Genomic DNA, 24,749 nt, shown 5'->3' with positions numbered 1-24,749 from the left:
TTTTTTAAATTTAGTACCTACAATATAACATTTAAGAAACAGTATTAATTTTTAAATGGATTAGATTTGTCGAAGGTTAAAAAAATGCTAAATGATAAAAACTGAAAAAACTAATAACACTTATATTAATAGAGAAATTAGTTGGCTACAATTTAATGCTCGTGTACTACAAGAGGCAGAAGATAAAAATGTTCCTTTAATTGAACGTCTACGTTTTTTAGGTATATTTTCTAATAATTTAGATGAATTTTTTAAAGTACGATACGCCACAGTTAAACGTATTGCAATGGCTGGAAAAGCTGGTAAAAGTGAACTTGGCGGTATTAAAGCGAGTCAGCTTTTAGAGATTATTACCAAAATTGTAATCGAACAGCAGGCCGAGAGCTTAAAGATTTTAAGTGATATTCAGAATAAGTTAAAAAAGGAGAATATTTATATAATTAATGAAACTCAAATATCTCCTTCGCAACATACTTTTATAAAACAATATTTTCTACAAAAAATAAGTCCCGCATTAGTAACTATCGTGTTAAACGATTTAGTAAAATTACCACTTCTAAAAGATAGTGCGGCGTACTTAGCTGTTAGAATTGCCATGAATTCTGGAGAGAGTCAATATGCTTTAATCGAAATCTCTAAAAATATGGATCGTTTTGTTGTGCTTCCAAAGGAGGGCAATAACGATTATATTATTATGCTAGACGATTTATTGCGCTATTGTTTAAAGGATATTTTCAATATTTTCGATTTTAAGTCTATTTCTGCACACATGATAAAAATCACTAGAGATGGTGAATTAGATTTTGAAAGTGATTTAAGTAAAAGTTTTATTGACAAATTATCCGACAGTGTTAAACATAGACAAATTGGTGAACCTGTACGATTTGTTTACGATCAAGAAATTGAAGAAGAAACCCTTCAGTATTTATTAAAAAAGATGAATATTGAGGAATCCGACAGTATTATTCCGGGCGGACGTTACCACAATAGAAGAGATTATATGGGGTTCCCTAGCTTAGGTAGAACCGATTTACTATACGATAAAATCGAACCTTTACCAGTTAAAGGTCTTACGCTTGAACAAAGTATTTTTACCGTAATAGCTAAAAAGGACTATTTGTTATATGCGCCTTATCATACCTTTTCTTACGTGGTTAAATTTTTACGGGAAGCGGCTTTAGATCCTAAAGTGAAAACCATAAAAATCACTATTTACAGACTGGCTCAAATTTCGCATATAGCAAGCTCATTAATAAATGCGGCTAAGAACGGAAAAAAAGTAACGGTTTCAATCGAGTTGCAAGCACGTTTCGATGAGCAAGCAAACATAGCGTATGCCGAACAAATGGAATTGGAAGGCATTAATTTAATTTTCGGAGTGCAAGGCTTAAAGGTGCACAGTAAAATGTGTGTTATTGAAAGAGAAGAAAATAATAAGATTAAAAGATATGGGTTTGTAAGTACAGGGAATTTTAACGAATCTACTGCAAAAATATATACCGATTATACACTATTTACTGCAAATCAGAAAATTTTAAAAGATTTAAATAAGGTGTTTAGTTTTTTTGAAACGAACTACCTTATTTATACGTACAAGCATATTATCACTTCACCACATTACACCCAAAAGGCATTTTTTAAATTAATAGATACGGAAATTGTCAACGTTAAATTAGGGAAGCCAGCCGGAATTAGACTAAAAATGAATAGTATTTCTAGTTATAAAATGGTCGATAAGCTTTATGAAGCAAGTAGAGCTGGTGTTAAAATTCAGATGGTGGTTCGCGGACTTTGTTGTTTGGTTCCAGGAATAAAAGGCATGAGCGAAAATATTGAAGTTATAAGTATTGTCGATAAGTTTTTAGAACACACAAGACTCTATATGTTTGAAAACGGAGGAAAACCAAAAGTGTTTATTTCTTCTGCAGACTGGATGACAAGAAATATCGAAAATAGAGTAGAAGTAACTTGTCCTATTTACGATGAAGATATAAAGAAAGAACTTACAGATACTTTCGATATTTGTTGGAGCGATAACGTTAAGGCACGAATTATAAACTTAAACCAGACAAACGAGTATAAAAAAGATAACAAACCTAAAGTAAGATCGCAGTTCGCTACCTACGAATATTACTATAATAAGTTAAAAGAGTAATATGCTTACAATAAAGAAATATGCAGCAATAGATATCGGTTCCAATGCCGTAAGATTGTTAATTGCAAATATTATAGAAGAGAAAGGGAAGCCAACCAAGTTTAAAAAAAGTTCTTTGGTTCGTGTGCCTATTCGTTTAGGGGCAGACGTGTTTTTAGAAGGTAAAATATCTAAAAAAAATACCGAACGCATGGTAGATACGATGCTTGCTTTTAAATTACTTATGAAATCTCATAATGTAGATAAATATAAAGCTTGTGCGACATCTGCAATGCGTGAAGCTAAAAACGGACCAGCAGTAGTGCAACAGATATTAAAACAATCGGATATTAATATCGATATTATTGAAGGAGATGAAGAGGCAGCTATTATAGCGGCAACCGATTTAAATGCGTTTATTAATCCAGATAAAACCTATCTGTATGTAGATGTTGGAGGAGGTAGTACCGAGTTTACTGTTATAGATCGTGGAGAAACAGTAATTTCTAGATCTTTTAAAATAGGAACGGTGAGATTGCTAAACGATATGGTAAAGCGAGAAACGTGGACCGAACTAGAAACATGGATTAAAGATCACACCAAAACATTCGACAAAATAGATTTAATTGGATCGGGAGGAAACATCAATAAAATATTTAAAGTGTCTGGAAAAGCTATTGGAAAACCTTTAACATTCTTTTACCTTACATCGTATTACCATATGCTACAATCGTATTCTTACGATGAGCGTATAACAGAGTTAGACCTAAATCAAGATCGTGCCGATGTTATTATTCCAGCATCAAGAATATATTTATCGGCTATGAAGTGGAGTGGTGCGAAAGATATTTATGTGCCTAAAATAGGTCTAAGTGATGGTATTATTAAAAGCTTATATTATGAAACAGTGTCTAGTAAGCGATTAGCTTAACGATAAAATACTCAGTTTGTCTTTTTTTTTATTACAAATGTCTATTATTGTATTAAAGTAATTTTATTAATTTTTAACTTAGCACCAAAATCTATCAATATGAAAAAAATTACCTTTCTTATTTTAACTATTCTTGCGACAACAACGAGTTTTGCTCAATTCGATTTGTTTGGAGTACGATCTGGAGTTAATATCTCTAATTTAGATTATGAAGATAATGTGCCTTCTGGCAACACTCACAGAAACGGGTTTGTAATTGGTTTTACTGCTCAATATGGTATTACCGAAAAATTTTCTATAGCACCAGAAATTCAGTTTTCTGCCGAAGGTGCTAAAGATGAATCTTTAAGATTGGATTACCTTAATCTGCCTATTTTTGCAAAATATACAATGTGGGAACGTGTTTCTATAGGTGTTGGACCGCAAATGGGACTTAAAATTCATGAATTTGAAGATGGTTACAGAAACTTAGTATTCTCAGGAGTTGTAGGCGCCGAGTATATCTTTTGCGACGACTTTTATGTCGATGTAAGATATGCTTATGGTTTTACTAACGTATACGATGACGATCAGCCTTTAGAAGCTACAAATCACAACATTCAAATAGGTGTTGGGATTAAAATATTTTAATTAGAATTTAATAATTTTAATAGTAAAAAGGTTCAAATCTCTTTAGTAGAGATTTGAACCTTTTTTTTGTGCATCACTTTTAAAATCTATTTTGCCAAGCGCATTCACTTGGTATTAAAAAAATAAAGGCTACCAAATTGGTAGCCTTTATTTTTAATATAGTGATGTACTCTATGTTTAGATTATTCACGGATGTGTCCGTCTCCAAATATATAATACTTATTAGTAACCAATTCTTTTAGTCCTAACGGACCTCTGTGGTGTAATTTATCTGTACTAATAGCAAGTTCAGCACCAACTCCCATAGATCCTCCATCGGTGAATCGGGTAGATGCATTTTGGTATACTGCAGCACAATCTACGTTTTCCATAAATTGAATAGCTTTCTCTTTGCTATTGGTCATAATTGTTGCCGAATGTCCTCCGGAATAGGTGTTTATTTTTTCGATAGCATCATCTAAATTATCTACCGTACCTATGCAACATTTTAAAGCGAGAAACTCTTCATGCCAAACGTCGTCATTCGGAATTAAAGGTTCATCTTTAAGAATTTTTTGAGTTTCAGAATCAACCAAAATAGATACATTTTTATCTTTTAAAATGGCTTCTAAATCTTTTAATTTCGCTTCGTAATCTGGAACGTCTTTCTGAATTAGAATTTTATCCAAGGCATTACAGGCTGAAATTTTTGCAGTTTTAGCGTTTAAAATTACGGTTTTGGTTTTCTCCCAATCCGCAGTTTTATCTACAAAAAGAAAGTTGTTCCCACGTCCGCTTACCAAAACAGCACAACGTGCATGTTCTTTTACAAACTGAATTAAACGCTCGCCACCACGTGGTACGATTAAGTCTAATTTTTCTGTTGGGTTTTTTAGGAAATCCTGCGTTTCCTGTCTGTTTAAAGTTAATAGCTGAATATAGCTATTGTCTAAACCATTTTCGTTTAAGGCTCTATGCCAGAAATCGACTAATATTTTATTACTGTGAATCGCTTCTTTTCCTCCTTTTAAGAATATCTTATTGTTGGCTTTAAAAGCAAGTACAGCCGCTTCTATAGTAACATCCGGGCGCGATTCGTAAATAATCATAATCGTTCCAAAGGGTGCTGTTTTATTGGTGATTTCTAATCCGTCGTCTATTACACGATGCGAAATAGTTTGGCCAATAGGGTCTTCTTGTTGCATAACTTCTCTTACCGAGGTAATCATGCTATCTATCTTTTTGTCATCTACGATTAACCGATCGTACATGGCTTGGTCGTCTTTACTAAATGCTTCTAAATCTTTCTTATTCGCGCTTAAAAGTTCTGCTCTATTGGTATCCATTAAATTAATCATGGATTGTAAAACATTATTTTTTAAGTCGGTTTTTAATAATTTCATGTGTTGTTTTTAAATTTCTACTTTTGTTCCTACAGCTTTACCATCAATAATATCAATAATGGTGTTTTCACTCTTTCCGTTGGCAATAATTGTAGGAATATTTTTTCTAGCTGACTGTTTGGCGTAGTTTAATTTTGATAACATACCTCCACGGCCTTCAGCTTCACCTTTTTTAGTATCGCTAATAAAATGATTTACATTTTCATTAATACCAACTTCTTCTACTAAAGAAGAATCGTCGGCATCTGGATGCCCGTCATATAACCCATCAATATCTGTTAAGATAATTAATTTATCCGCATCAATCATTTCAGCAATTAAACACGCCAACTCATCGTTGTCCGAAAACATGGCATGCGATAAGGATACGGTATCATCTTCGTTCGCTATTGGAATAACGCCTTCAGATAAAAGATTCTCATAACAATTTTTCATATTACGACGGTGTTCACCAGGGTCGAAATCATTCTTAGTTGGTAATACCTGTGCACATTTCATACCATAATCATGAAAAATGTTATAGTACAAACGCATCATTCTTGGTTGTCCGATTGCAGAGTAAACTTGTCTCCTAGAAGCTTTGTCTTTAATGTCTGAATGTCCTAAAACTTCCATTCCTGCAATTACGGAACCCGAAGAAACTAGTACGGTAATAATATCACGCTCGTAAAGTTCTGCAATTTGCTTCACCAAACGGTCTAGTACAGGTCTTACAATTCTATTGTCTCTATTCGTCATTACGTTGGTTCCAACTTTAATGACAATACGTTGCTTGTATTTCTTATTTGTCTTTTCCAAGTTCTATAGCTCTATTAAAGGCGGCAAATGCTGCCTCTTTTATTAATTCATTTACATTATTATCGTCCATGCTATCTAAAGCAGCACGGGTAGTTCCTCCTTTTGATGCTACAAGTTCCATCCATCGGTTAGGAGAAATATCATCCTGATTAAACAAGTCTACTGCACCAGTAAAGGTTTGGCTTACTAATACTTTAGATACATTTTCAGAGAATCCCATTTGTAAAGCGGCTTCCATCATACTTTGCATAAAATAAAATACGTAAGCTGGTCCGCTTCCAGAAATTCCTGTAGAGGCATCGATAAAGTTTTCATTTTTTACTTGTATTGATTTTCCTGTTGTGTTTAACAAGTTTTCAATCGTTAAAAGCTCTATTCGTGATACTTCTTCAGACGCTGTATAGGACGTTAAACCTTTTCCTACCTTAGCAGGTAAATTAGGCATAGTACGTACAACTTTAGCTAAATCTAAAGCATCCTGAATGTGCTTAATAGTAACACCTGCCATTAAAGAGATTACAATCTGACCTTTAGTGACTATAGGTGCCATTTTACCGAATAATTCATCGGCATGAAACGGTTTTACCGCTAAAAAAATTAAGTCTGCTTGAGGGACGCAGTCTTTTGGGTCTTTGAAGACGTCGAAATGTGAGATTTTGTTTAAACTCTCGATTTTCTCGTCGGAGCTGTCTAAAATCATGATGTTTCTTTTCTTAAGAAGTTTCGATTTAGACATCGCTTCGGCATAGGTTAACCCCATATTTCCCGCTCCAATTACTAATAATTTCATTACGTTATTTTTATGATTAAATTAATGATAGGTACAAACTAATAAATTATATGGAATAGCAAAATCTGAACAGTTTAAAGCCTTTTTTGACCCTGTTTTTATGTTATTCGAAACGAATATGATTCAAAATTGAGAATTATGTAATAGTGTATGTTTATAGTCGTTATAGGTAAACTCTATATGGAAGTCCAAATTTGAATGGGTTTTAGGCCTCATTTTTTTATGAAATTATAAGCCCTAAATGCCAAATTTAAAGCCTTTATTTTTCATCTTGAAAAATGGAATTTAACGGGAATAAAATTAGAATTGTTGTGTTAAGGCTTAATATAAAAATTGCAACCTAACTTTCGTGCTGAGATACTTTAACCACAATTCCTTCTTCAAAATAAATATCTAGCACATCGGGGTCAATTTTAAACAATTTAGGAAGATAACCGAGATAATAAGAGATGTGATTGGTGTTGTAAGTGTGAAAATCGTTACCAAGTAAAGTTGTGATTTCTGCTTTTGTTTTTCCAATTAGTAGATTACTTGTAATTATATGTTCAGACATGGTGTACCGTTCTTCAATATTAGTTTTCCAATGATATGTACTGAAGTCATGTTTAGGATAATACGTCGATGAAGCCATCCATAAAAGTATGATCACTATATATAAAAGCGGACTTAAAAGTAAGGCGGGGAACATAGCCACATATTTCCTGTTTTTAATCGTGCCAATGTCTAACTTTTTCAATAACCATCGGAAGAAAAAATAAGCAGGAATTGCTAAAAGTAGAATAAAAATAATGGTCATCTTTTTTTAGTATTTTACGAGTTATTTATGGAATTTAATTCTTTTAAAAGATGTGTAATTCCTAAAGGATTTGTAATTAACTTCTATAAAACGTTTTTAAGAAGGAGAAACGGTTTGTGTTAACTGTTTGTATTTAATTAATTTATGATAAAATAGCAGTTTAGGTGCGTTCGGAATATATAAAATCCTGTTAATTAATTATATTGTAATTAAAAATAAGTAATTTTGCATATAATGAAAAGTTTTTTCCGCAACATATTATCCGTTTCTATGGCCATTGTAGTCCTTTTGTCTACAGTGTCTTTTAGCGTAGATATGCACTATTGTGGAGATACCTTGGTAGATGTGGCTTTAAATACCAAGGCTACAACTTGCGGTATGGAAAGTATGCAAAACTTGCCTTTAAAATCGTCTATAACCAAGGAAGGATGTTGCACCGACCATAAAGTTGTGGTAGATGGACAAGACGAATTAAATACTTCTCCAAGTCAATTATCTGTAGATAATCAATTATTTCTAGTGTCATTTGTTTACGTATACAATGCATTATTCGAGACGTTGCCAAAACAAGTCACTCCGTTTCAGGACTATCGTCCGCCTACACTCGTCTCCGATTTTCAAGTGGATTACGAGACTTTCTTAATCTGATTTTTTAACATATAAACAGCAACGTCCTATAGTTAATCTTAACTAGCAAGGGCTTTCATGCGTATTAGTGTTTTTTACACTTTTGTTTCATTGTTTTAAAAATCAACTTCATGCTAAATAAAAGCATAAAATTTTTAATTGAAAATAAGCTAGTAGCTGTATTGATGCTCGCCTTATTTATAGGGTGGGGAATCGTAAACTCGCCTTTTGGTTGGGATACTGGTTTCTTGCCTAGTGATCCTGTGTCGGTCGATGCTATTCCCGATATTGGAGAAAATCAGCAAATTGTATATACCAAATGGGATGGGCGTTCACCTCAAGATATTGAAGATCAAATTACGTATCCGCTTACCACAACTTTATTGGGGATTCCTGGTGTTAAAACTATCAGAAGTTCGTCTATGTTTGGTGTGTCTAGTATTTATATCATTTTTGAAGAAGACATCGAATTTTATTGGAGTCGAAGTCGTATTCTTGAAAAGCTGAATGCCTTGCCAAGTAATTTATTACCCGCAGAAGTAAAACCTGCTTTGGGACCAGATGCGACAGGTTTAGGGCAGATATTTTGGTATACTTTAGAAGGTCGGGACCCTAATGGAAACGTCACTGGTGGTTGGGATTTACATGAATTACGAAGCATTCAAGACTATTTTGTAAAGTACGGATTATCTTCAGCAAGTGGCGTGTCTGAAGTCGCTTCTATTGGTGGTTATGTTCAGGAATATCAAATTGATGTGAATCCTGAACTGATGAAGCAATACAATATTTCACTTCAAAATGTGGTGAAAGCTGTAAAAAGCACGAATCAGGATATTGGCGCACAAACCTTAGAAATTAATCAAGCTGAATATCTAGTTCGTGGCTTGGGATATGTAAAATCGATTTCAGGTATTGAAAACGCCGTAGTGTCGTCTACAGATTTTAAATCCATTCGCATAAAAGATATCGCGCATGTTGGTTTAGGTCCAGAAGCGAGACGTGGCATACTCGATAAAGAAGGTGCCGAAGTTGTTGGAGGTGTAGTTGTCGCGAGATACGGTGCTAATCCGATGGAAGTGATTACCAATGTAAAGCAGAAAATGGCCGATATGCATAGTGGTTTGCCTTCAAAAGTATTGGCAGATGGAACCGTTTCACAACTTACCATCGTACCGTTTTACGACAGAACAGTTCTTATAAAAGAAACATTAAATACCCTTGACGAAGCCTTAACTCTAGAGGTCCTAATCACCATTTTAGTGATTGTGGTAATGGTTTTCAATTTAAGAGCTTCTATCTTAATTTCAGGATTATTACCGGTTGCTGTTTTAATGGTGTTTATCGCCATGAAATTCTTTGATGTTAGTGCGAATATTGTCGCGTTATCTGGTATTGCGATAGCCATTGGTACCATGGTAGATGTTGGCGTTATTCTAGCCGAAAATATTATTCGGCACCTCGACGAAAGTGAAGACGATGCACCTATAAACGAAGTCGTTTATAATGCTACTGCCGAAGTTTCGGGAGCGATACTTACAGCAGTAACCACCACGATTATAAGTTTTATTCCTGTGTTTACCATGGTGGGGGCCGAAGGAAAATTATTCACACCTTTAGCCTTTACAAAAACGATAGCTTTAGTGGCATCTGTTATTGTCGCTTTATTTTTAATTCCTCCATTTGCGTCATTTTTATTCCGAAAAAGAAGCGTTAGAACACCATTCTTAATGGCAATAAATAGCATTTTAATCGGACTCGGTTTATGGGCCATGTTTAGTGGCTATTTTATAGGACTGTTACTTGTTGCTTTTGGAATTGTTGGGTTTTTTAAACAGAAATATAGCTGGTCGGAAACGCGAATCAACCTTATTAATAGTAGTGTTGTTGCCGTAGCTATTGTCTTTTTATTAGCAGAATATTGGAGGCCTTTAGGTGTTTCGAAGAACATCGGGATTAACTTAATTTTTGTAGCTGTTATTTGCTTTGGATTACTCGGTTTTTTCTCTGTATTTAAACGCTATTACACACAAATATTACGCTGGGCTTTAGCGCATAAGATGTTGTTTATGTTAATTCCTACTACAATTGTGATACTTGGATTCTTAATCATGAAGCAAACGAGTAAAGAATTTATGCCGTCTTTAAATGAAGGTTCTTTTTTACTTATGCCAACCTCTATGCCACATGCTGGTGTGTCCGAAAATAAACGTGTGCTTCAGCAATTAGATATGGCCGTGGCGAGTATTCCAGAAATAGAAACGGTGGTTGGAAAAGCAGGTCGTACAGAATCTGCTTTAGATCCTGCACCTTTGTCTATGTACGAAAATATCATTCAGTATAAGTCTGAATATATGCTGAATACCGACGGAAAACGACAACGTTATAAAGTGAATGACGATGGTTTTTTTGTAATGAAAGATGGTCGTTTGGTTTTTAATGTAAACGATACAGATAAAAGTAATACCGCTTCAAAAAGAATTCTGTCGACAGACATTAAAATAAATTCAGATGATTTAACAGCGGATGATGATGGAGAATTCTATAGAAACTGGCGACCAGAAATTAAATCGGCAGACGATATTTGGAATAAAATTATTGCAAAAACCAATTTGCCAGGGGTGACTTCTGCGCCGAAATTACAACCTATAGAAACACGCTTAATCATGTTGCAAACAGGAATGCGTGCACCTATGGGCATCAAGATAAAAGGTCAGGATTTAAATCAGATTGAAGCTTTTGGTAAAAAATTAGAACCTATTCTTAAACGTGCTAAAGGCGTGAAACAGGAAGCTGTGTTTGCCGATAGGATTGTTGGAAAACCGTATTTGCTTATCGATATAGATAGAGAAAAATTAGCCCGTTATGGCGTATCAATAGAAACAGTTCAAAACGAGTTAAAAGTTGCTGTTGGTGGTATGGTTTTAACGCAAACTATTGAAGGTCGAGAACGGTATGGTGTGCGTGTACGTTATCCAAGAGAACTGCGTTCTAGTCCAGACGATTTAAATGATATTTATATTCCTGTCGCCCAAGGAAGCCCAGTGCCTTTAAGTGAGTTGGCAACGATTCGTTACGAGCAAGGTCCGCAAGTAATTAAAAGTGAAGATACGTTTTTGGTGGGTTATGTCTTGTTCGATAAACGCGATGGTTTTGCCGAAGTTAATGTCGTTGAAACAGCTCAACAATTAATAAAAGATGAAATTGATAGTGGCGAATTCGTAGTTCCAAAAGGAATTACATATCAGTTCACCGGAACTTACGAAAATCAGTTGCGGGCAGAAAAAACACTGAGTGTTGTAGTGCCTTTGGCCTTGGCGATTATATTTCTAATTTTATATTTTCAGTTTAAATCGGTATCCACATCGTTAATGGTGTTTACAGGAATTTCGGTGGCATTCGCCGGAGGATTTATCATGATGTGGTTATACGGGCAGGATTGGTTCTTAAACTTTAGCGTGTTTGGTGAGAATTTGCGGAGCTTATTTCAAATGCATCCTATTCATTTAAGTGTTGCCGTTTGGGTTGGTTTTATAGCGTTGTTTGGTATTGCGACCGACGACGGCGTGGTCATGGCAACTTATTTAACCCAAACTTTCGATAAGCGTAAACCACAAGATATTAAGCGCATTCGAGAAGCCGTGGTATTTAGTGCAGAGAAACGTATTCGTCCGTGCTTAATGACAACTGCGACGACTATTTTAGCGCTTTTACCGGTGTTAACATCTACAGGGCGAGGGAGTGATATCATGATTCCGATGTCTATTCCTGTCTTTGGAGGGATGATTATTGATATCACCTCCTATTTTATAGTTCCGGTATTATATAGTTGGAAACAAGAATTTATGTTGAAGAGCAATCAAACTAAATTAACTAAAAACGTATGAGTAAGTATATAACACAAACCAGGAGATTTAGTCTGCTTTTTCTTTGCTTTTTAGGTGTAATTTCTGGAGTGCAAGCTCAGGATTTACAAGACTTAATTCAGTTGGGATTAGCGCAAAATACAAATGTGCAACAAGCCGATTTACAGTATAAATTAGCTGTAGAAAAGGTGAATGAAGCTCAAGATATTCCCAATGCCGAATTTGGTTTGGGGTATTTTGTACTTGAACCAGAAACGAGAACGGGGCCTCAGGTTTTTAAAGCCTCTATAAGTCAGATGCTACCATGGTTTGGATCAATTACAGCTCGCGAAAATTATGCGAGTTCACTTGCAGATGCTCAGTACGAAAGTATAGCGATTGCACATCGAAAATTGGTGATGTCAATATCTCAGAATTATTACGAACTTTGGGGTAATATGTCCGAACAACGGGTATTGCAAGAACAACTAAAAATCTTAAAGCGGTATCAAACTTTGGCTTTAACGAGTATTGAAGTCGGGCAAGCATCGGCAGTAGATGTTTTGAAGTTACAAATGCGAGAAAATGAAATTTTAGAAAAAATTGAAATTTTAAAACAAGATTATCTTGCAGTGCAAACGCTAATTAATACGGATTTAAATCGTGAGAAGTCGGTTGTCATAACCATTACTTCAGATTTAGAAATGCCAACAGAAACAAGTTTAGAATTTGATGAAATTACTGATTTGCATCCAGAACTTTTACAATACGACAAGTTGTATGAATCTGTAGAACAATCCGACCAATTATTAGCTAAAGAGCGTGCTCCAATGATAGGTTTTGGTTTAGATTATATTGCTATAGAAAAACGCCAAGAATATGTGCCTGATAATGGAAAGGACATTTTAATGCCTATGGTTACCGTTTCTATTCCCATTTTTAATTCGAAATTTAAATCTAAAAGTGCTCAAAATCGAATTCAAAAAGAAACCTATAAAATTCAGAAAGCAGATAAGAAGAATAACTTGATTTCAATTCTAGATGTTGCTGAGAAAAGAAGAGCGTCAGCTAGAATTAGTTTCAAAACACTGACTAATAATTTAGAACAAGCAAAATACGCTCAGGATATTCTATTAAAAAGTTACGAAACGGGATTAATCGATTTTAATGATGTTTTAGATATTCAAGAACTTCAATTAAAGTATGAGATTTCCCGTATAGAAGCGATACAATCCTATTATAAACAACAAACAATAATTAATTATTTAACACAATAAAATCAACGTAATAAAATTTTTAAATCATGAAAAATATCAAGCAAATTATAAGTGTAATGGCATTAGGAACTGTTTTAATTTCGGTAGTGTCTTGTAAAAATGAAACCAAAAAAGCTGTGCCTCAACAGGAGGAAGAAGTTGAAGTGGTACATTCTAATCCCGAATTTAAAGATGCCAATGTAGAAGAAACTTTTAAAAACTATATGCATTTAAAAGATGCTCTAGTGAAATCTGACAATGCAGAAGCGAAAAACGGCGCAAAAATGATGGCAGAAACAACTATCGATGAGTCTTTAAAAGCTTTGGCTGTGAAAATTTCAGAAGAAAATGATATTAAAATTCAACGTGAATTATTTTCAGATTTAACAACAGCTTTAAAACCGGTAATAGCAGGAAATATTGTTTCAGGCGAAATTTACGAGCAACATTGTCCGATGGCTTTAAAAGGGGGAGCCAATTGGTTTGCAGTTGAAAAGCAGATTAATAATCCGTATTATGGAGATAAAATGTTGCATTGCGGATTAGTTCAAGAGACATTAAAATAATATAAAATTTAAGACATGTCTACACAAGATAAACAGATAAAACAGCATCTTTATATAAAAAATATGGTATGCGATCGTTGTAAAGCATCGGTTAAACAATTGCTAGAAGCGTTGCAAATATCTGTTTATGCATTGCATTTAGGCGACGTGGTTGTGGGACCAATAGCGGCAGAAACGTATCCGATTTTAAAAAAGAAATTACAAAATATCGGTTTTGAATTAATCACGAGTGAGGACGATGTACTTATAGAACAAATTAAAACGGTTCTTATTGAAACTTTAGACGTTTCTGAAAATCAGAACATGAAAATTTCAGAATTATTAACTCAAAAAATCCCAAAAGATTATTCTGTGTTAAGTAAGTTTTTTAGTAAGCGAATGGGGATTACTATTGAGAAATATGTCATTCAATTAAAAATTGAAAAGGTAAAGGAATTGCTTCAATTGGGTCAATTGCAATTCACAGAAATTGCGGATAGTTTAGGCTATACTAGTAGTAGTCATTTAGCCAATCAATTTAAAAGTATTACAGGAATGTCTATGAGCGATTATAAGGCATCACAGCAATGGGACCGAAAAACTATAGACAAAATTATATAAGTATAGTCCATAATAATACAACTGAAATTCGTGGTTAAGTGGTAATTTTAAACTCTAGATTATACACAAATGAAACATACATATAAAATATCAGGAATGACCTGTAACGGTTGTCGCGGTCACGTTGAAAGTACGCTGTCTAAAGTTGAGGGTGTAACGCATGCCACTGTAGATCTGGCGAAAGCTGAAGCCGAAATTGAAATGGAGAATCATATTCCATTAGAGGTGTTTCAGAACGCTTTGCAAGATGATGGCGGACGCTATGAAATACAGCCCCTCCTGACCTCCCCAGAGGGAAGGAGTTTAGATTCGTGTAAAGAAAAAAATGAATCTGTAACTTCAAGCTGTTGTTCTTCAAAAGCGATTTCTGAAAATGAATCTAAAACTTATCATATTCATGGTATGACTTGTAACGGTTGTCGTGGTCACGTTGAAGATATCCTCTCTAAAGTTGAAGGTGTGAAAAATGCATCAGTAGATTTAGAAAAAGCAGAAGCTATAATCGAGATGGAAATTCATATTCCGATAGAAACATTTGAAAAAGCTTTGAAAGCAGATGGGGATGCATATACTATTCATTTAGTGCCATTGTCTCAAAAGGAAAAAGAAGAAAAGATCAAGAGTAAGAAACTCCCCCTTCGGGGGGCGGGGGGCTATTATTATTGTCCGATGCATTGCGAAGGCGAAAAAACTTACGACGCGCCTGGCGATTGCCCAGTTTGTGGTATGGATTTGGTTAAAGAGCAGAGTTTAAAAGCTCCAAAAACACAATATACTTGTCCGATGCACCCTGAAGTCATCTCCGATAAACCTGGAGATTGTCCTACTTGTGGTATGGATTTAGTTCCTGTAAAAGCAGATATTTCTGAAGAGGATAAAACGTATAAAAAGCTACTTAATAAACTTAAGATTGCGACGGTATTTACGCTTCCGATTTTTATTATTGCTATGTCGGAGATGATTAATAACAATCCGTTATACGATATCATGTCGTTAAAATCATGGAATTGGGTGCAGTTTGCTTTATCTATTCCCGTGGTGTTTTATGCGACATGGATGTTTTTTGAACGTGCTTATAGAAGTATAAAAACGTGGAATTTAAACATGTTCACATTAATAGGGATTGGGGCAAGTGTGGCTTGGTTGTTTAGTGTATTTGGTTTAATATTTCCCGATGTTATTCCAGATCAATTTAAAACGGATACAGGTACAGTCCATGTGTATTTCGAAGCGGCTACAGTGATATTAACTTTAGTGTTAATGGGACAGGTTCTAGAAGCCAGAGCTCATAGTAAAACTAATAATGCGATAAAGGAATTGCTAAAATTAGCGCCAAATGAAGCGATCCGGGTTGTAGACGGGAAAGAAGAAACTATTGCGATAGATGATATTAATCTAGGAGATTTATTGCGTGTAAAACCAGGTGGTAAAATTCCTGTAGACGGTTCTGTTTACGAAGGTGAAAGTAGTATAGATGAATCTATGATTACTGGAGAACCTATTCCTGTAAGCAAATCTGAAGGCGATAAAGTGAGTTCGGGAACGATTAATGGGAAACAGTCTTTTGTTATGACTGCAGAAAAAATTGGTGGAGATACTTTGCTTTCTCAAATTATCGAAATGGTAAATACCGCAAGCCGAAGTCAGGCGCCGATTCAAAAACTAGCAGATAAAATTTCAGGATATTTTGTGCCTGTTGTTGTGGGAATTTCAATTTTGACGTTTATCCTTTGGGTGATTTTTGGTCCGGAGCCTAAATACGCATTCGCTTTTGTAAATGCCATTGCCGTGTTAATAATTGCGTGTCCGTGTGCTTTGGGCTTGGCAACTCCGATGTCTGTTATGGTTGGTGTAGGTAAAGGTGCTCAAAATGGAGTATTGATTAAAAATGCTGAGGCCTTAGAGAAAATGGATAAAATCGATGTGCTAATTATCGATAAAACAGGAACCATTACAGAGGGGAAACCATCAGTAGAAAAAGTTGTCTCTGTATCGGACGTTATCGACCAAAATACGGTGCTTCAATACATCGCTTCAATAAATACAATGAGTGAGCATCCGCTAGCCGAAGCCACTGTAAAATATGCAAAAGAACAAAAGCTAAGTTTCTTAAAAGCAACGGACTTTAATTCGGTGTCAGGAAAAGGGGTTACAGCTGTTATAGATGGAAAACACATTGCTATTGGGAATGCTAAAATGATGGAAGATGCAACGATCTCGGTATCCTCAGATTTAGAAGATGCAGTTTCTAAGGAACAGAAGAAGGGGAAAACAGTATCGTATATATCGGTAAATCAAGTAGCAGTGGGATTCATTGTAATTTCAGATAAAATAAAATCCACTAGTAAGAAGGCCATTAAAGCCTTGCAAGAATCGGGTATAGATGTCGTAATGCTTTCTGGTGATAATCAGGAAACAGCCACTGCGGTTGCTGATGAATTAGGATTGAAACACTTTAAAGGAGGTATGTTACCTCAAGATAAATTAAGTGAAGTAGAACGCTACCAAAATGAAGGTAGAAAAGTAGCTATGGCCGGAGACGGTGTTAATGATGCGCCAGCCTTAGCAAAAAGTGATGTGGGTATTGCCATGGGAACAGGAACCGATGTGGCTATTGAAAGTGCTGCTATTACTCTGGTTAAAGGCGATTTGCACGGGATTGTAAAAGCACGAAAATTAAGCGAAAATGTAATGAAAAATATTAAGCAGAATTTGTTTTTCGCTCTGATATATAATTCTGTTGGTGTGCCCATTGCGGCAGGTGTGTTGTATCCGTTTTTCGGAATATTACTATCGCCTATGATTGCGGCTTTGGCAATGAGTTTTAGTTCGGTTTCGGTAATTGCAAATGCATTACGCTTGAAATCGGCAAAGATAGATTAATCAAAAAAAAAGAACAATTATGGAACATTCAAAAGACCACTCAAAAAAGAACAATTACACACGATTTTTTATAATGCTTGGCGCTTCATTTTTAGCCATGTACGTCACTATGTATTTAAATACGTATGCCATAGACCATGTATACTTTAGTTTAACACGCTTTTATATGACATGTTTGGGGATTTCAACTATGGCTATTATCATGTTTGTGGCGATGCAAAACATGTATCAGAATAAAAAGAAGAATATAGCTATAATAGCGGGAAGTATCGTTCTGTTTTTTGGAGCACTCGGATTAGTCCGTTCGCAAGCCCCAATTGTAGGAGATGTATTGTGGTTAAAAGCCATGATTCCGCATCATTCTATTGCCATTTTAACGAGTGAACGTGCCGATATAAAAGATCCAGAGGTTAAGCAATTAGCAGAAGATATTATAGAAGCACAAAGGAAAGAAATTAAAGAGATGAAAGCCATGATTGAACGCTTAGAAGAAAATAAATAATTCATGAAACGTAATACTATATATATTGTATTCGCTCTAATTTTAGGGTTGATTCTAGGCTATTTAATGTTTGGGAGGACTGCGACTTCAACTATAGAATCGCATAATCATGAGCAAGAAGCGAGTTTGGAATCGAATGAAATGTGGACCTGTTCTATGCATCCGCAAATTATGAAAACAGAAGCGGGAGATTGCCCGATTTGTGGTATGGATTTAATTCCGGTAACCACAGACGATAGCGGATTAACAGCGCAACAATTTAAATTAAGTAAAAATGCGATAGCCTTAGCAAATATAGAAACTACTGTTATAGGTGCTGGTACAAATGGAGATACTAATTTAAAATTATCTGGAACGATTAAAGTGAACGATGATAAAGTATTTGTGCAACCCGCACATTTTAATGGAAGGATAGATAAGCTATATGTCACATCGGTAGGGCAGAAGGTACATAAAGGACAACTTGTTGCGACCATATATTCTCCAGATTTAATTCGGGCCCAACAGGAATTAATTACGGCTTATAAAATGAAAGCGTCACAACCAGAGTTATATAGCGCGGTGCGTACTAAATTTAAGAACTGGATGATTCATGGTGGCCAATTAGATGAGATTGAGAAGTCGGGACAGGTTGTAAATCAATTTAAAATTTACGCACATGTTTCGGGAACCGTTTCCGAAATTTCGGCAAAAGAAGGAGATCATGTTATGGATGGTAAGGCTATTTTTAAAGTGTCTAATTTAAGCACGGTTTGGGCAGCATTTGATGCTTACGAAAATCAGATACAGACATTAAAAGTGGGGCAATCCATTGATATAGTAGCAAAGGCCTATCCGAATAAAGTGATACCTTCTAAAATTACATTTATAGATCCCATATTAGAGGCATCTACGCGAACAGTAACTGTTAGAACTGTTTTAGAAAACAAAGAAGGTTTGTTTAAACCCGGTATGTTTGTAGAAGGTGCTATAGCAAATCTAAAAGAAAATAAAGCAGAGGTGTTAACTATACCTGTTTCGGCTGTTATGTGGACGGGTAAGCGCTCGGTGGTGTATTTAAAGGTAAATGTAGATGAACCTGTTTTCGAGATGCGAGACATTACCTTAGGGTCTAAATTAGGAGCCGCTTATGAAGTGATTAATGGCCTTGCTCTAGGTGATATTGTTGTAACCAACGGAACATTTACTGTAGATGCTGCAGCTCAGTTAAAAGGAAAATCATCGATGATGAATCAGAATAATGTGTCGCATGACGTTTCTGATGGTATTGAAAATGACTTAATTTCGGATGTAAAGGTTCAAGAAGCTCCTGAAATTTTTCAGAAACAGTTAGAAGTAGTACTTCTTTCTTATATTCAATTAAAAGATAATTTGGTTAATAGTGATTTTGAATCGGCCAAAAATCAAGCTAGTCAACTTTTAAAAGCGGTGAAGGACGTCGATACAAAATCTATTTCGGAAGACAGAATAATGATGACTTTATGGGATGAGCAATCCACTAAAATAGAAAATAATCTAACTGAAATTCAAAGTGTTAAAGATTTAGCAACCTTTCGGAATGTGTTTTCAAAAGTATCGTTAGATGTAAAACACCTCATTGAATTATATGGTGTGTCTTTTAAAGTATATGTGCAATTTTGTCCGATGTCAAATCAGAATAAAGGAGGCTATTGGTTAAGTTTGGAAGAAAAAATTAAGAACCCTTATTACGGAGCAGTTATGTTGGAGTGTGGAGAAAATGATAAAATAATAGAGTAAAATAGGTGTGGTATTTGTCTTATGGTAACAAAATGTTTCTTTTAGTAGGAATACTATAATTTTTTAACACAAAAAAATCGTGTCTATTGGTAAGTATTTGATAATTAAATGTTAATTTGCAAGTGTATTAATAATTTAATTAATCAAAAATCTATACATGGAAATCTTATTAGATAATGTAATACCTGAAGAACATCCTAGAACGTTTACAACGAACGCTTCTGAGCATAAAGATGTGATTAAGGTGAAACAAGCTGTACTCGCTATTGATGGTGTAGAATCTATAGAGTTCTTGGATGTCGTTTTTCCTAAACAATTTAAAGTTAAGGTTTCAAAAATGATTGAAGTCCGCTTTGTAGAAGAGGCTGTTAATGAAGTTGGATTTAACGCTCTACCAAGAGAGTTTTTATCCTTTTAAATATAAAAAAAGCTAGTAATTTAATTACTAGCTTTTTTTATTAATGGGTGTCAACCTATTATTTCATACCATAAACGGTTACATCGGCTTTTCCGTTTAAAATACCTTTAGTATCGTACCAAAATTCGATACTTCTTAATTTTCGTTTTCCTCCCCTAAGATCAATCACACGGCTTTCCCCATTTTTCGGAATGTCGAATCGTGTATCAATTTTTTCTGGAGCTCCATTGTCATACGTTACAACCATACGTTGTATATTAACAGGAGCGTCTCTTACTTTAAATTTAAGCTTTCTATAATAATCGAAAGGTCCAGGCACATTTATTTTATCGTGATCTGCAGTATGGTTAGCATGCGTTGTTCCTAAATTAACCCATTGTCCAACCACTCTGTTGTTATTATGAGCTACAGGTGCTCTTACAATACGTTGCGCAGAGACAAATTGAATGCTAAAAATACAGACCACTAGCGCGGTGAGAATTGTTTTGGTGTAAGTGTTCATGACGTGTTTCGTTTTTTTATTTAAATATACTTAAAAATCTCATTACTCATTTTGGAACCAGTAATATGATAACGTTATTTATATGATTTTTTTTATGACCCGCAATTTATGGGTGTGCATCTTTTTATCGATATTATAAATTCCAGAATGATCTAAACGGTCTATTCTTATTTTTCCATGGGCATGGATAATATAATTATCGTTCATAATTATGCCAACATGAGTAATCTGACCCTCATTATTATCGAAAAAAGCTAAATCTCCAGCTTCACTTTCTTCAATAAAGCTTAGAGGTTCTCCTTGAGTCGCTTGTTGAGAAGCATCTCTTAAAATTTTATAGCCATTTAGTTTGTAAACCATTTGTGTAAATCCAGAGCAATCAATCCCAAAAGGCGTTTTTCCTCCCCATAAATATGGCGCATTTAAATACATAAAAGCAGTTTGTATGAGGTTGCTTTTAGGAAGAATTTTATCGGTAAACTCGCCATCGTGGGTATGGTTTAAAATAGGTAAACTGTTTAAGCATGATCCCAGCGGAATAGGGTAGAGTTGCTCGTTCCTGTCGGTTACAAATTCGATTAAATTGGTAGACAATTTAGGAGCTTTAGAATCTAAGTCTGCATAAATATCTTCAGAAATTTCAACATATTGTTTGTTGTCTATCCAGCCTTCGTAGGTATCGAAAGCCAAACGGATCTTACTCCACTTTTTTCGTTGTTCTAAAATCTTAAAATGTTCCCCATAGAGTACCTGAGATATAAGTTCCGAAGCATCAGAGGGTTCAATTCTTAAAGGGACAATGCTTAAATTACAAACGCCGTATTGCATTAATTAACTGTTGAATTTTGGTCTAAATATAGAATTTAATGAGTTTTTAAAAAAGATATTTCCAATTAAAGACGTTCTAGCACCATTGCCGAAGCGCCACCACCTCCATTACAAATTGCGGCAGCTCCAAGTTTAGCATTATTTTGTTCTAGCACATTTAATAACGTAATAACTATTCTTACTCCAGAACATCCTAGGGGATGGCCCAAAGAAACGGCTCCTCCGTTAACATTAACGTTCGAATCTTGCAATTCTAAAAGTTTCATATTGGCTAAGCCAACAACAGAGAACGCTTCATTTAACTCAAAGAAATCAATATCACTAATTTTTACACCTGCCTTGTCTAAGGCTTTTGGTAATGCTTTTGCTGGACTTGTAGTAAACCATTCTGATGCTTGAGACGCATCGGCATAACTTTTTATAACTGCCAAAGGTTTTAAACCTAAAGATATGGCTTTGTCTTTACTCATTAAAATCACTGCTCCAGCACCATCGTTTATGGTAGATGAATTGGCTGCAGTAACTGTTCCGTCCTTTGTGAATGCCGGGCGAAGCGTTGGAATTTTATCTATTTTTACATTTGTAAATTCTTCATCTTTACTAAAAATTAAAGGTTCACCACGTCGCTGAGGTACTTCTACTGGAATAACTTCATTGTCAAATTTGCCAGCTTCCCATGCTTTAGCAGAACGAGTGTAAGATTGTACCGCATATGCATCTTGCTCTTCTCTAGTAAATTTATAACTCGTGGCACAGGCATCTGCACATACACCCATTGCATTTTGCTTGTAAGCATCTAACAAACCATCTTGTTGCAGGCCATCGATTAATGTTGCTGGTCCAAATTTAGTGCCTGTCCTGGCATGCATATAATGCGGAATCATACTCATATTTTCCATACCTCCAGCAACCGCAATTTCGACATCTCCTAAGGCAATGGCTTGGGCAGCGAGCATAATGGCTTTCATTCCAGAAGCACACACTTTATTTACCGTTGTACAAGGTACAGTATCTGGTATACCTGCATAAATAGCAGCTTGTTTGGCAGGAGCTTGTCCTGTACCTGCTTGTACCACTTGACCCATATAAACTTCGTCGATTAGATGCGGATCTAAATGTATTTTATCTAGAGCGCCTTTTATGGCAATAGCACCTAGTTTTGGAGCAGGAATAGTGGATAATGACCCTAAAAAACTTCCGATTGGAGTCCGGATTGCCGATACAATAACAACTTCTTTGCTCATATTTATGTATTTGTGAATGTTTGTTACGAATTTAATAAAATAAATATGATTTATAAAGGATTCCTTATTTATAAACGGGTCGAAACGCCTTAATTTTTATTACATTTGATATACTTAACTCTATTCATGAAAGATTTTGTAAATACCTTATACAGGAACCATACTTTGTTGTATAAAATATTGCTTTTTATATGTACAACCTTTCTAATTGTATACTTGTTTCCTAAGAGTGGCCGGTTTAAATATGATTTTGAAAAAGGTAAACCTTGGCAGTCCGAAAACTTATACGCTCCCTTTAATTTTGCGATTAAGAAAAGTAACGAAGAAATATCTACAGAACAGCAGGCTGTAAAAGCAAGTGCTATTCGTTATTTTGATATTGATAGTAGGATTAAAGCACAGGTGTTTAAAAATTATAAAATCACGTTTAATGAGAGCATTTCAGATTCTATCCCAAGATCGGATTATAGAGCGCTTTTTAATGAGGGCTCGAAAATATTAAGCGATTTTTATAATTATGGTGTATTGCACGAAGACCATAGTTTTAACGCGAAAAGCACGGTTGTTTTATTAGAAAACCGAGTTGAAAAGGTGAGTGCAGAATATTCCAATTTGGTGAAACAAGAGAATATTAAACCTTTAATTATTAAAACGCTTTCCGATCATAATTTAGGTTCTTACGAAAAGCAGTTTCTTTCTGTGTTTTACGACGTTATTCAGCCAAACTTAACGTACAATAAAGAATTTACGGAACGGGCACTAGAAGAAGAACTTAGTAAAATATCTTACACCCGAGGTAGTGTTGAAAAGGAAACCCTTTTAATTTCTAAAGGGGAAGTGGTTGAAGGCGATAAATTCCAAGTTTTAAAATCTTTAGAATCCGAATACGAGTCGCAAGTTTGGAATGCGAGTAACTATAACTGGATTGTATTTGCATACACTGTTTTAGTCGCTTTAGCATTGTTAATGTTATTGCTGTTTTTAAGGAAATACAGACGCGATGTGTTCGAAAATAATAATAAAGTTACCTTTATTTTCTTCAACGTTCTATTTATGGTTTTTATAACCTCACTGGTGGTTAATTATAATGCGCACTATATTTATGTGGTACCTATTTGTATTCTTCCTTTGGTTTTAAAAGCCTTTTTCGATGCTAGGTTAGGTCTGTTTACCCATGTTGTTACTATGTTATTATTGGGATCTATTGTTCCGAATAGTTACGAATATATGTTCCTTCAAATAATTGCAGGTATAGTTACTATTTTAACCGTTTCAGAATTATATAAACGCGCTAATTTATTTATTTCGGTAGGGCAAATTACAATGGTGTATATCATTGCTTATTTTGCATTTTTTGTAATTCATGAAGGAAGTATAGATAATTTAAAATGGGAAACCTTTTTAATGTTCATCTTGTGTGGTTTGGCAACCTTATTCGTGCAACCTCTGATTTATGCTTACGAGAAAATGTTCGGATTAGTATCAGACGTGTCTTTATTGGAGCTTACAGATACCAACAGTAAGTTATTAAAAGAACTAGCTGAAAAGGCACCGGGAACGTTTCACCATTCGTTAAACGTAGCCAATTTAGCTGAAGCTTGCGCAAATGAAATTGGAGCGAATAGTATGTTAATGCGTGTTGGAGCTTTATATCATGATATTGGTAAAATGAAGAACCCTACGTATTTTACAGAAAACCAGTCGACAGGAATTAATGCGCACGACGAATTAGCGCCCAAAGAGAGTGCTAAAATTATAGTAGATCACGTTTTAAATGGGATTGAAATAGGAAAGAAAAACAACTTGCCAGATCGCGTTATCGATTTTATAAGAACGCATCATGGAACCAGTGTAGTGTACTATTTTTATATGATGGAGAAAAAAGCAAAACCCGATGAGGTCAATGTAGACGATTTTAGATATCTAGGTCCGAAGCCATTTAGTAAGGAAACTGCCATTTTAATGATGTGCGATAGTGTAGAAGCGGCTTCTAAAAGTTTAAAGGAACCCACATCGACAAAAATTGATGCATTTGTAGAAAATATTATAGATAAGCAGATGGATGAGGGGCAATTTTTAAATTCGAATATAACTTTTAAAGAAATTCAATCTATTAAAAAAGTGCTAAAACTCAAGCTAGCAAACATTTACCATTTGCGAATAGAATACCCTGAATAATTTTTATAAAAAAAGTTTAAAAAAGGTTGTAATATCTAATAACAAGTCTTATTTTTGCACTCGCAAATTTATTGCAACGTTCAT

General features: G+C 34.9%; 20 protein-coding genes. 13 read left to right on the top strand and 7 right to left on the bottom strand.

Annotated features, from left to right (window positions below; translation table 11 throughout):
- Positions 1–91: 91 nt before the first annotated feature.
- From ppk1 to ACKC83_RS17480, 3 genes are all read left to right on the top strand, one after another.
- Positions 92–2,155, top strand: a complete 2,064-nt coding sequence (gene ppk1 / locus ACKC83_RS17490; protein WP_414037374.1) for a polyphosphate kinase 1 — start codon at positions 92–94, stop codon at positions 2,153–2,155.
- A 1-nt stretch (position 2,156) separates the two neighbouring features.
- Entirely contained in the window at positions 2,157–3,065 is a 909-nt protein-coding gene (locus ACKC83_RS17485) for a Ppx/GppA phosphatase family protein (RefSeq protein ID WP_434036538.1), read from the top strand.
- Between the two features lie 99 nt (positions 3,066–3,164).
- Complete coding sequence (locus ACKC83_RS17480) at positions 3,165–3,695, top strand: porin family protein (RefSeq protein ID WP_414037372.1); 531 nt, start codon at positions 3,165–3,167, stop codon at positions 3,693–3,695.
- Between the two features lie 182 nt (positions 3,696–3,877).
- Here the strand turns inward: ACKC83_RS17480 and ACKC83_RS17475 are convergent, their stop codons facing one another.
- From ACKC83_RS17475 to ACKC83_RS17460, 4 genes are all read right to left on the bottom strand, one after another.
- Positions 3,878–5,077 carry a glutamate-5-semialdehyde dehydrogenase gene (locus tag ACKC83_RS17475; protein WP_414037371.1) on the bottom strand — a complete coding sequence of 400 codons (1,200 nt, stop codon included), beginning with the start codon at positions 5,075–5,077 and terminating at the stop codon, positions 3,878–3,880.
- Positions 5,078–5,086: 9 nt separating this feature from the next.
- On the bottom strand, positions 5,087–5,815 hold the full coding sequence (gene proB, locus ACKC83_RS17470) for a glutamate 5-kinase (protein ID WP_414037440.1): 729 nt from the start codon (positions 5,813–5,815) through the stop codon (positions 5,087–5,089).
- A 43-nt stretch (positions 5,816–5,858) separates the two neighbouring features.
- The gene (proC, locus tag ACKC83_RS17465; protein ID WP_414037370.1) at positions 5,859–6,665 is read right to left on the bottom strand and encodes a pyrroline-5-carboxylate reductase; all 807 of its coding nucleotides are present in this window, start codon (positions 6,663–6,665) and stop codon (positions 5,859–5,861) included.
- A 340-nt stretch (positions 6,666–7,005) separates the two neighbouring features.
- Positions 7,006–7,461 (bottom strand): hypothetical protein, encoded by a 456-nt coding sequence (locus ACKC83_RS17460; protein ID WP_434036537.1) that lies wholly within the window; start codon positions 7,459–7,461, stop codon positions 7,006–7,008.
- A gap of 234 nt (positions 7,462–7,695) precedes the next feature.
- Here ACKC83_RS17460 and ACKC83_RS17455 point away from each other — a divergent pair, with 234 nt between their 5' ends.
- From ACKC83_RS17455 to ACKC83_RS17415, 9 genes are all read left to right on the top strand, one after another.
- Complete coding sequence (locus ACKC83_RS17455; RefSeq protein ID WP_434036536.1) at positions 7,696–8,109, top strand: HYC_CC_PP family protein; 414 nt, start codon at positions 7,696–7,698, stop codon at positions 8,107–8,109.
- Positions 8,110–8,219: 110 nt separating this feature from the next.
- Positions 8,220–11,972 carry an efflux RND transporter permease subunit gene (locus tag ACKC83_RS17450; protein WP_434036535.1) on the top strand — a complete coding sequence of 1,251 codons (3,753 nt, stop codon included), beginning with the start codon at positions 8,220–8,222 and terminating at the stop codon, positions 11,970–11,972.
- On the top strand, positions 11,969–13,207 hold the full coding sequence (locus ACKC83_RS17445; protein WP_434036534.1) for a TolC family protein: 1,239 nt from the start codon (positions 11,969–11,971) through the stop codon (positions 13,205–13,207). The genes ACKC83_RS17450 and ACKC83_RS17445 overlap by 4 nt, the downstream gene beginning before the upstream one ends.
- Positions 13,208–13,233: 26 nt before the next feature.
- Complete coding sequence (locus ACKC83_RS17440) at positions 13,234–13,752, top strand: DUF3347 domain-containing protein (RefSeq protein WP_434036533.1); 519 nt, start codon at positions 13,234–13,236, stop codon at positions 13,750–13,752.
- A 15-nt stretch (positions 13,753–13,767) separates the two neighbouring features.
- Positions 13,768–14,352: a helix-turn-helix domain-containing protein gene (locus ACKC83_RS17435; RefSeq protein WP_434036532.1), complete on the top strand. Its 585-nt coding sequence runs from the start codon at positions 13,768–13,770 to the stop codon at positions 14,350–14,352.
- Between the two features lie 69 nt (positions 14,353–14,421).
- Positions 14,422–17,235 (top strand): heavy metal translocating P-type ATPase, encoded by a 2,814-nt coding sequence (locus ACKC83_RS17430; protein WP_434036531.1) that lies wholly within the window; start codon positions 14,422–14,424, stop codon positions 17,233–17,235.
- A 19-nt stretch (positions 17,236–17,254) separates the two neighbouring features.
- Positions 17,255–17,737, top strand: a complete 483-nt coding sequence (locus ACKC83_RS17425) for a DUF305 domain-containing protein (RefSeq protein WP_434036530.1) — start codon at positions 17,255–17,257, stop codon at positions 17,735–17,737.
- A 3-nt stretch (positions 17,738–17,740) separates the two neighbouring features.
- Positions 17,741–19,495 carry an efflux RND transporter periplasmic adaptor subunit gene (locus ACKC83_RS17420; RefSeq protein WP_434036529.1) on the top strand — a complete coding sequence of 585 codons (1,755 nt, stop codon included), beginning with the start codon at positions 17,741–17,743 and terminating at the stop codon, positions 19,493–19,495.
- Positions 19,496–19,652: 157 nt separating this feature from the next.
- On the top strand, positions 19,653–19,913 hold the full coding sequence (locus ACKC83_RS17415; RefSeq protein ID WP_414037360.1) for a hypothetical protein: 261 nt from the start codon (positions 19,653–19,655) through the stop codon (positions 19,911–19,913).
- A gap of 58 nt (positions 19,914–19,971) precedes the next feature.
- Here the strand turns inward: ACKC83_RS17415 and ACKC83_RS17410 are convergent, their stop codons facing one another.
- From ACKC83_RS17410 to ACKC83_RS17400, 3 genes are all read right to left on the bottom strand, one after another.
- Entirely contained in the window at positions 19,972–20,415 is a 444-nt protein-coding gene (locus tag ACKC83_RS17410; protein ID WP_414037359.1) for a hypothetical protein, read from the bottom strand.
- A gap of 78 nt (positions 20,416–20,493) precedes the next feature.
- The gene (locus ACKC83_RS17405; protein ID WP_414037358.1) at positions 20,494–21,243 is read right to left on the bottom strand and encodes an NlpC/P60 family protein; all 750 of its coding nucleotides are present in this window, start codon (positions 21,241–21,243) and stop codon (positions 20,494–20,496) included.
- A gap of 65 nt (positions 21,244–21,308) precedes the next feature.
- Positions 21,309–22,487 carry an acetyl-CoA C-acyltransferase gene (locus tag ACKC83_RS17400; protein WP_434036528.1) on the bottom strand — a complete coding sequence of 393 codons (1,179 nt, stop codon included), beginning with the start codon at positions 22,485–22,487 and terminating at the stop codon, positions 21,309–21,311.
- A 126-nt stretch (positions 22,488–22,613) separates the two neighbouring features.
- On the opposite strand from ACKC83_RS17400, the gene ACKC83_RS17395 reads away from it, so the two are divergent.
- Positions 22,614–24,665 (top strand): HD family phosphohydrolase, encoded by a 2,052-nt coding sequence (locus ACKC83_RS17395; RefSeq protein ID WP_434036527.1) that lies wholly within the window; start codon positions 22,614–22,616, stop codon positions 24,663–24,665.
- Positions 24,666–24,749 lie beyond the last annotated feature (84 nt).

Source organism: Formosa bonchosmolovskayae (assembly GCF_051016085.1).
GTDB lineage: Bacteria > Bacteroidota > Bacteroidia > Flavobacteriales > Flavobacteriaceae > Formosa.
This window is presented reverse-complemented; position numbering and strand designations above follow the sequence as displayed.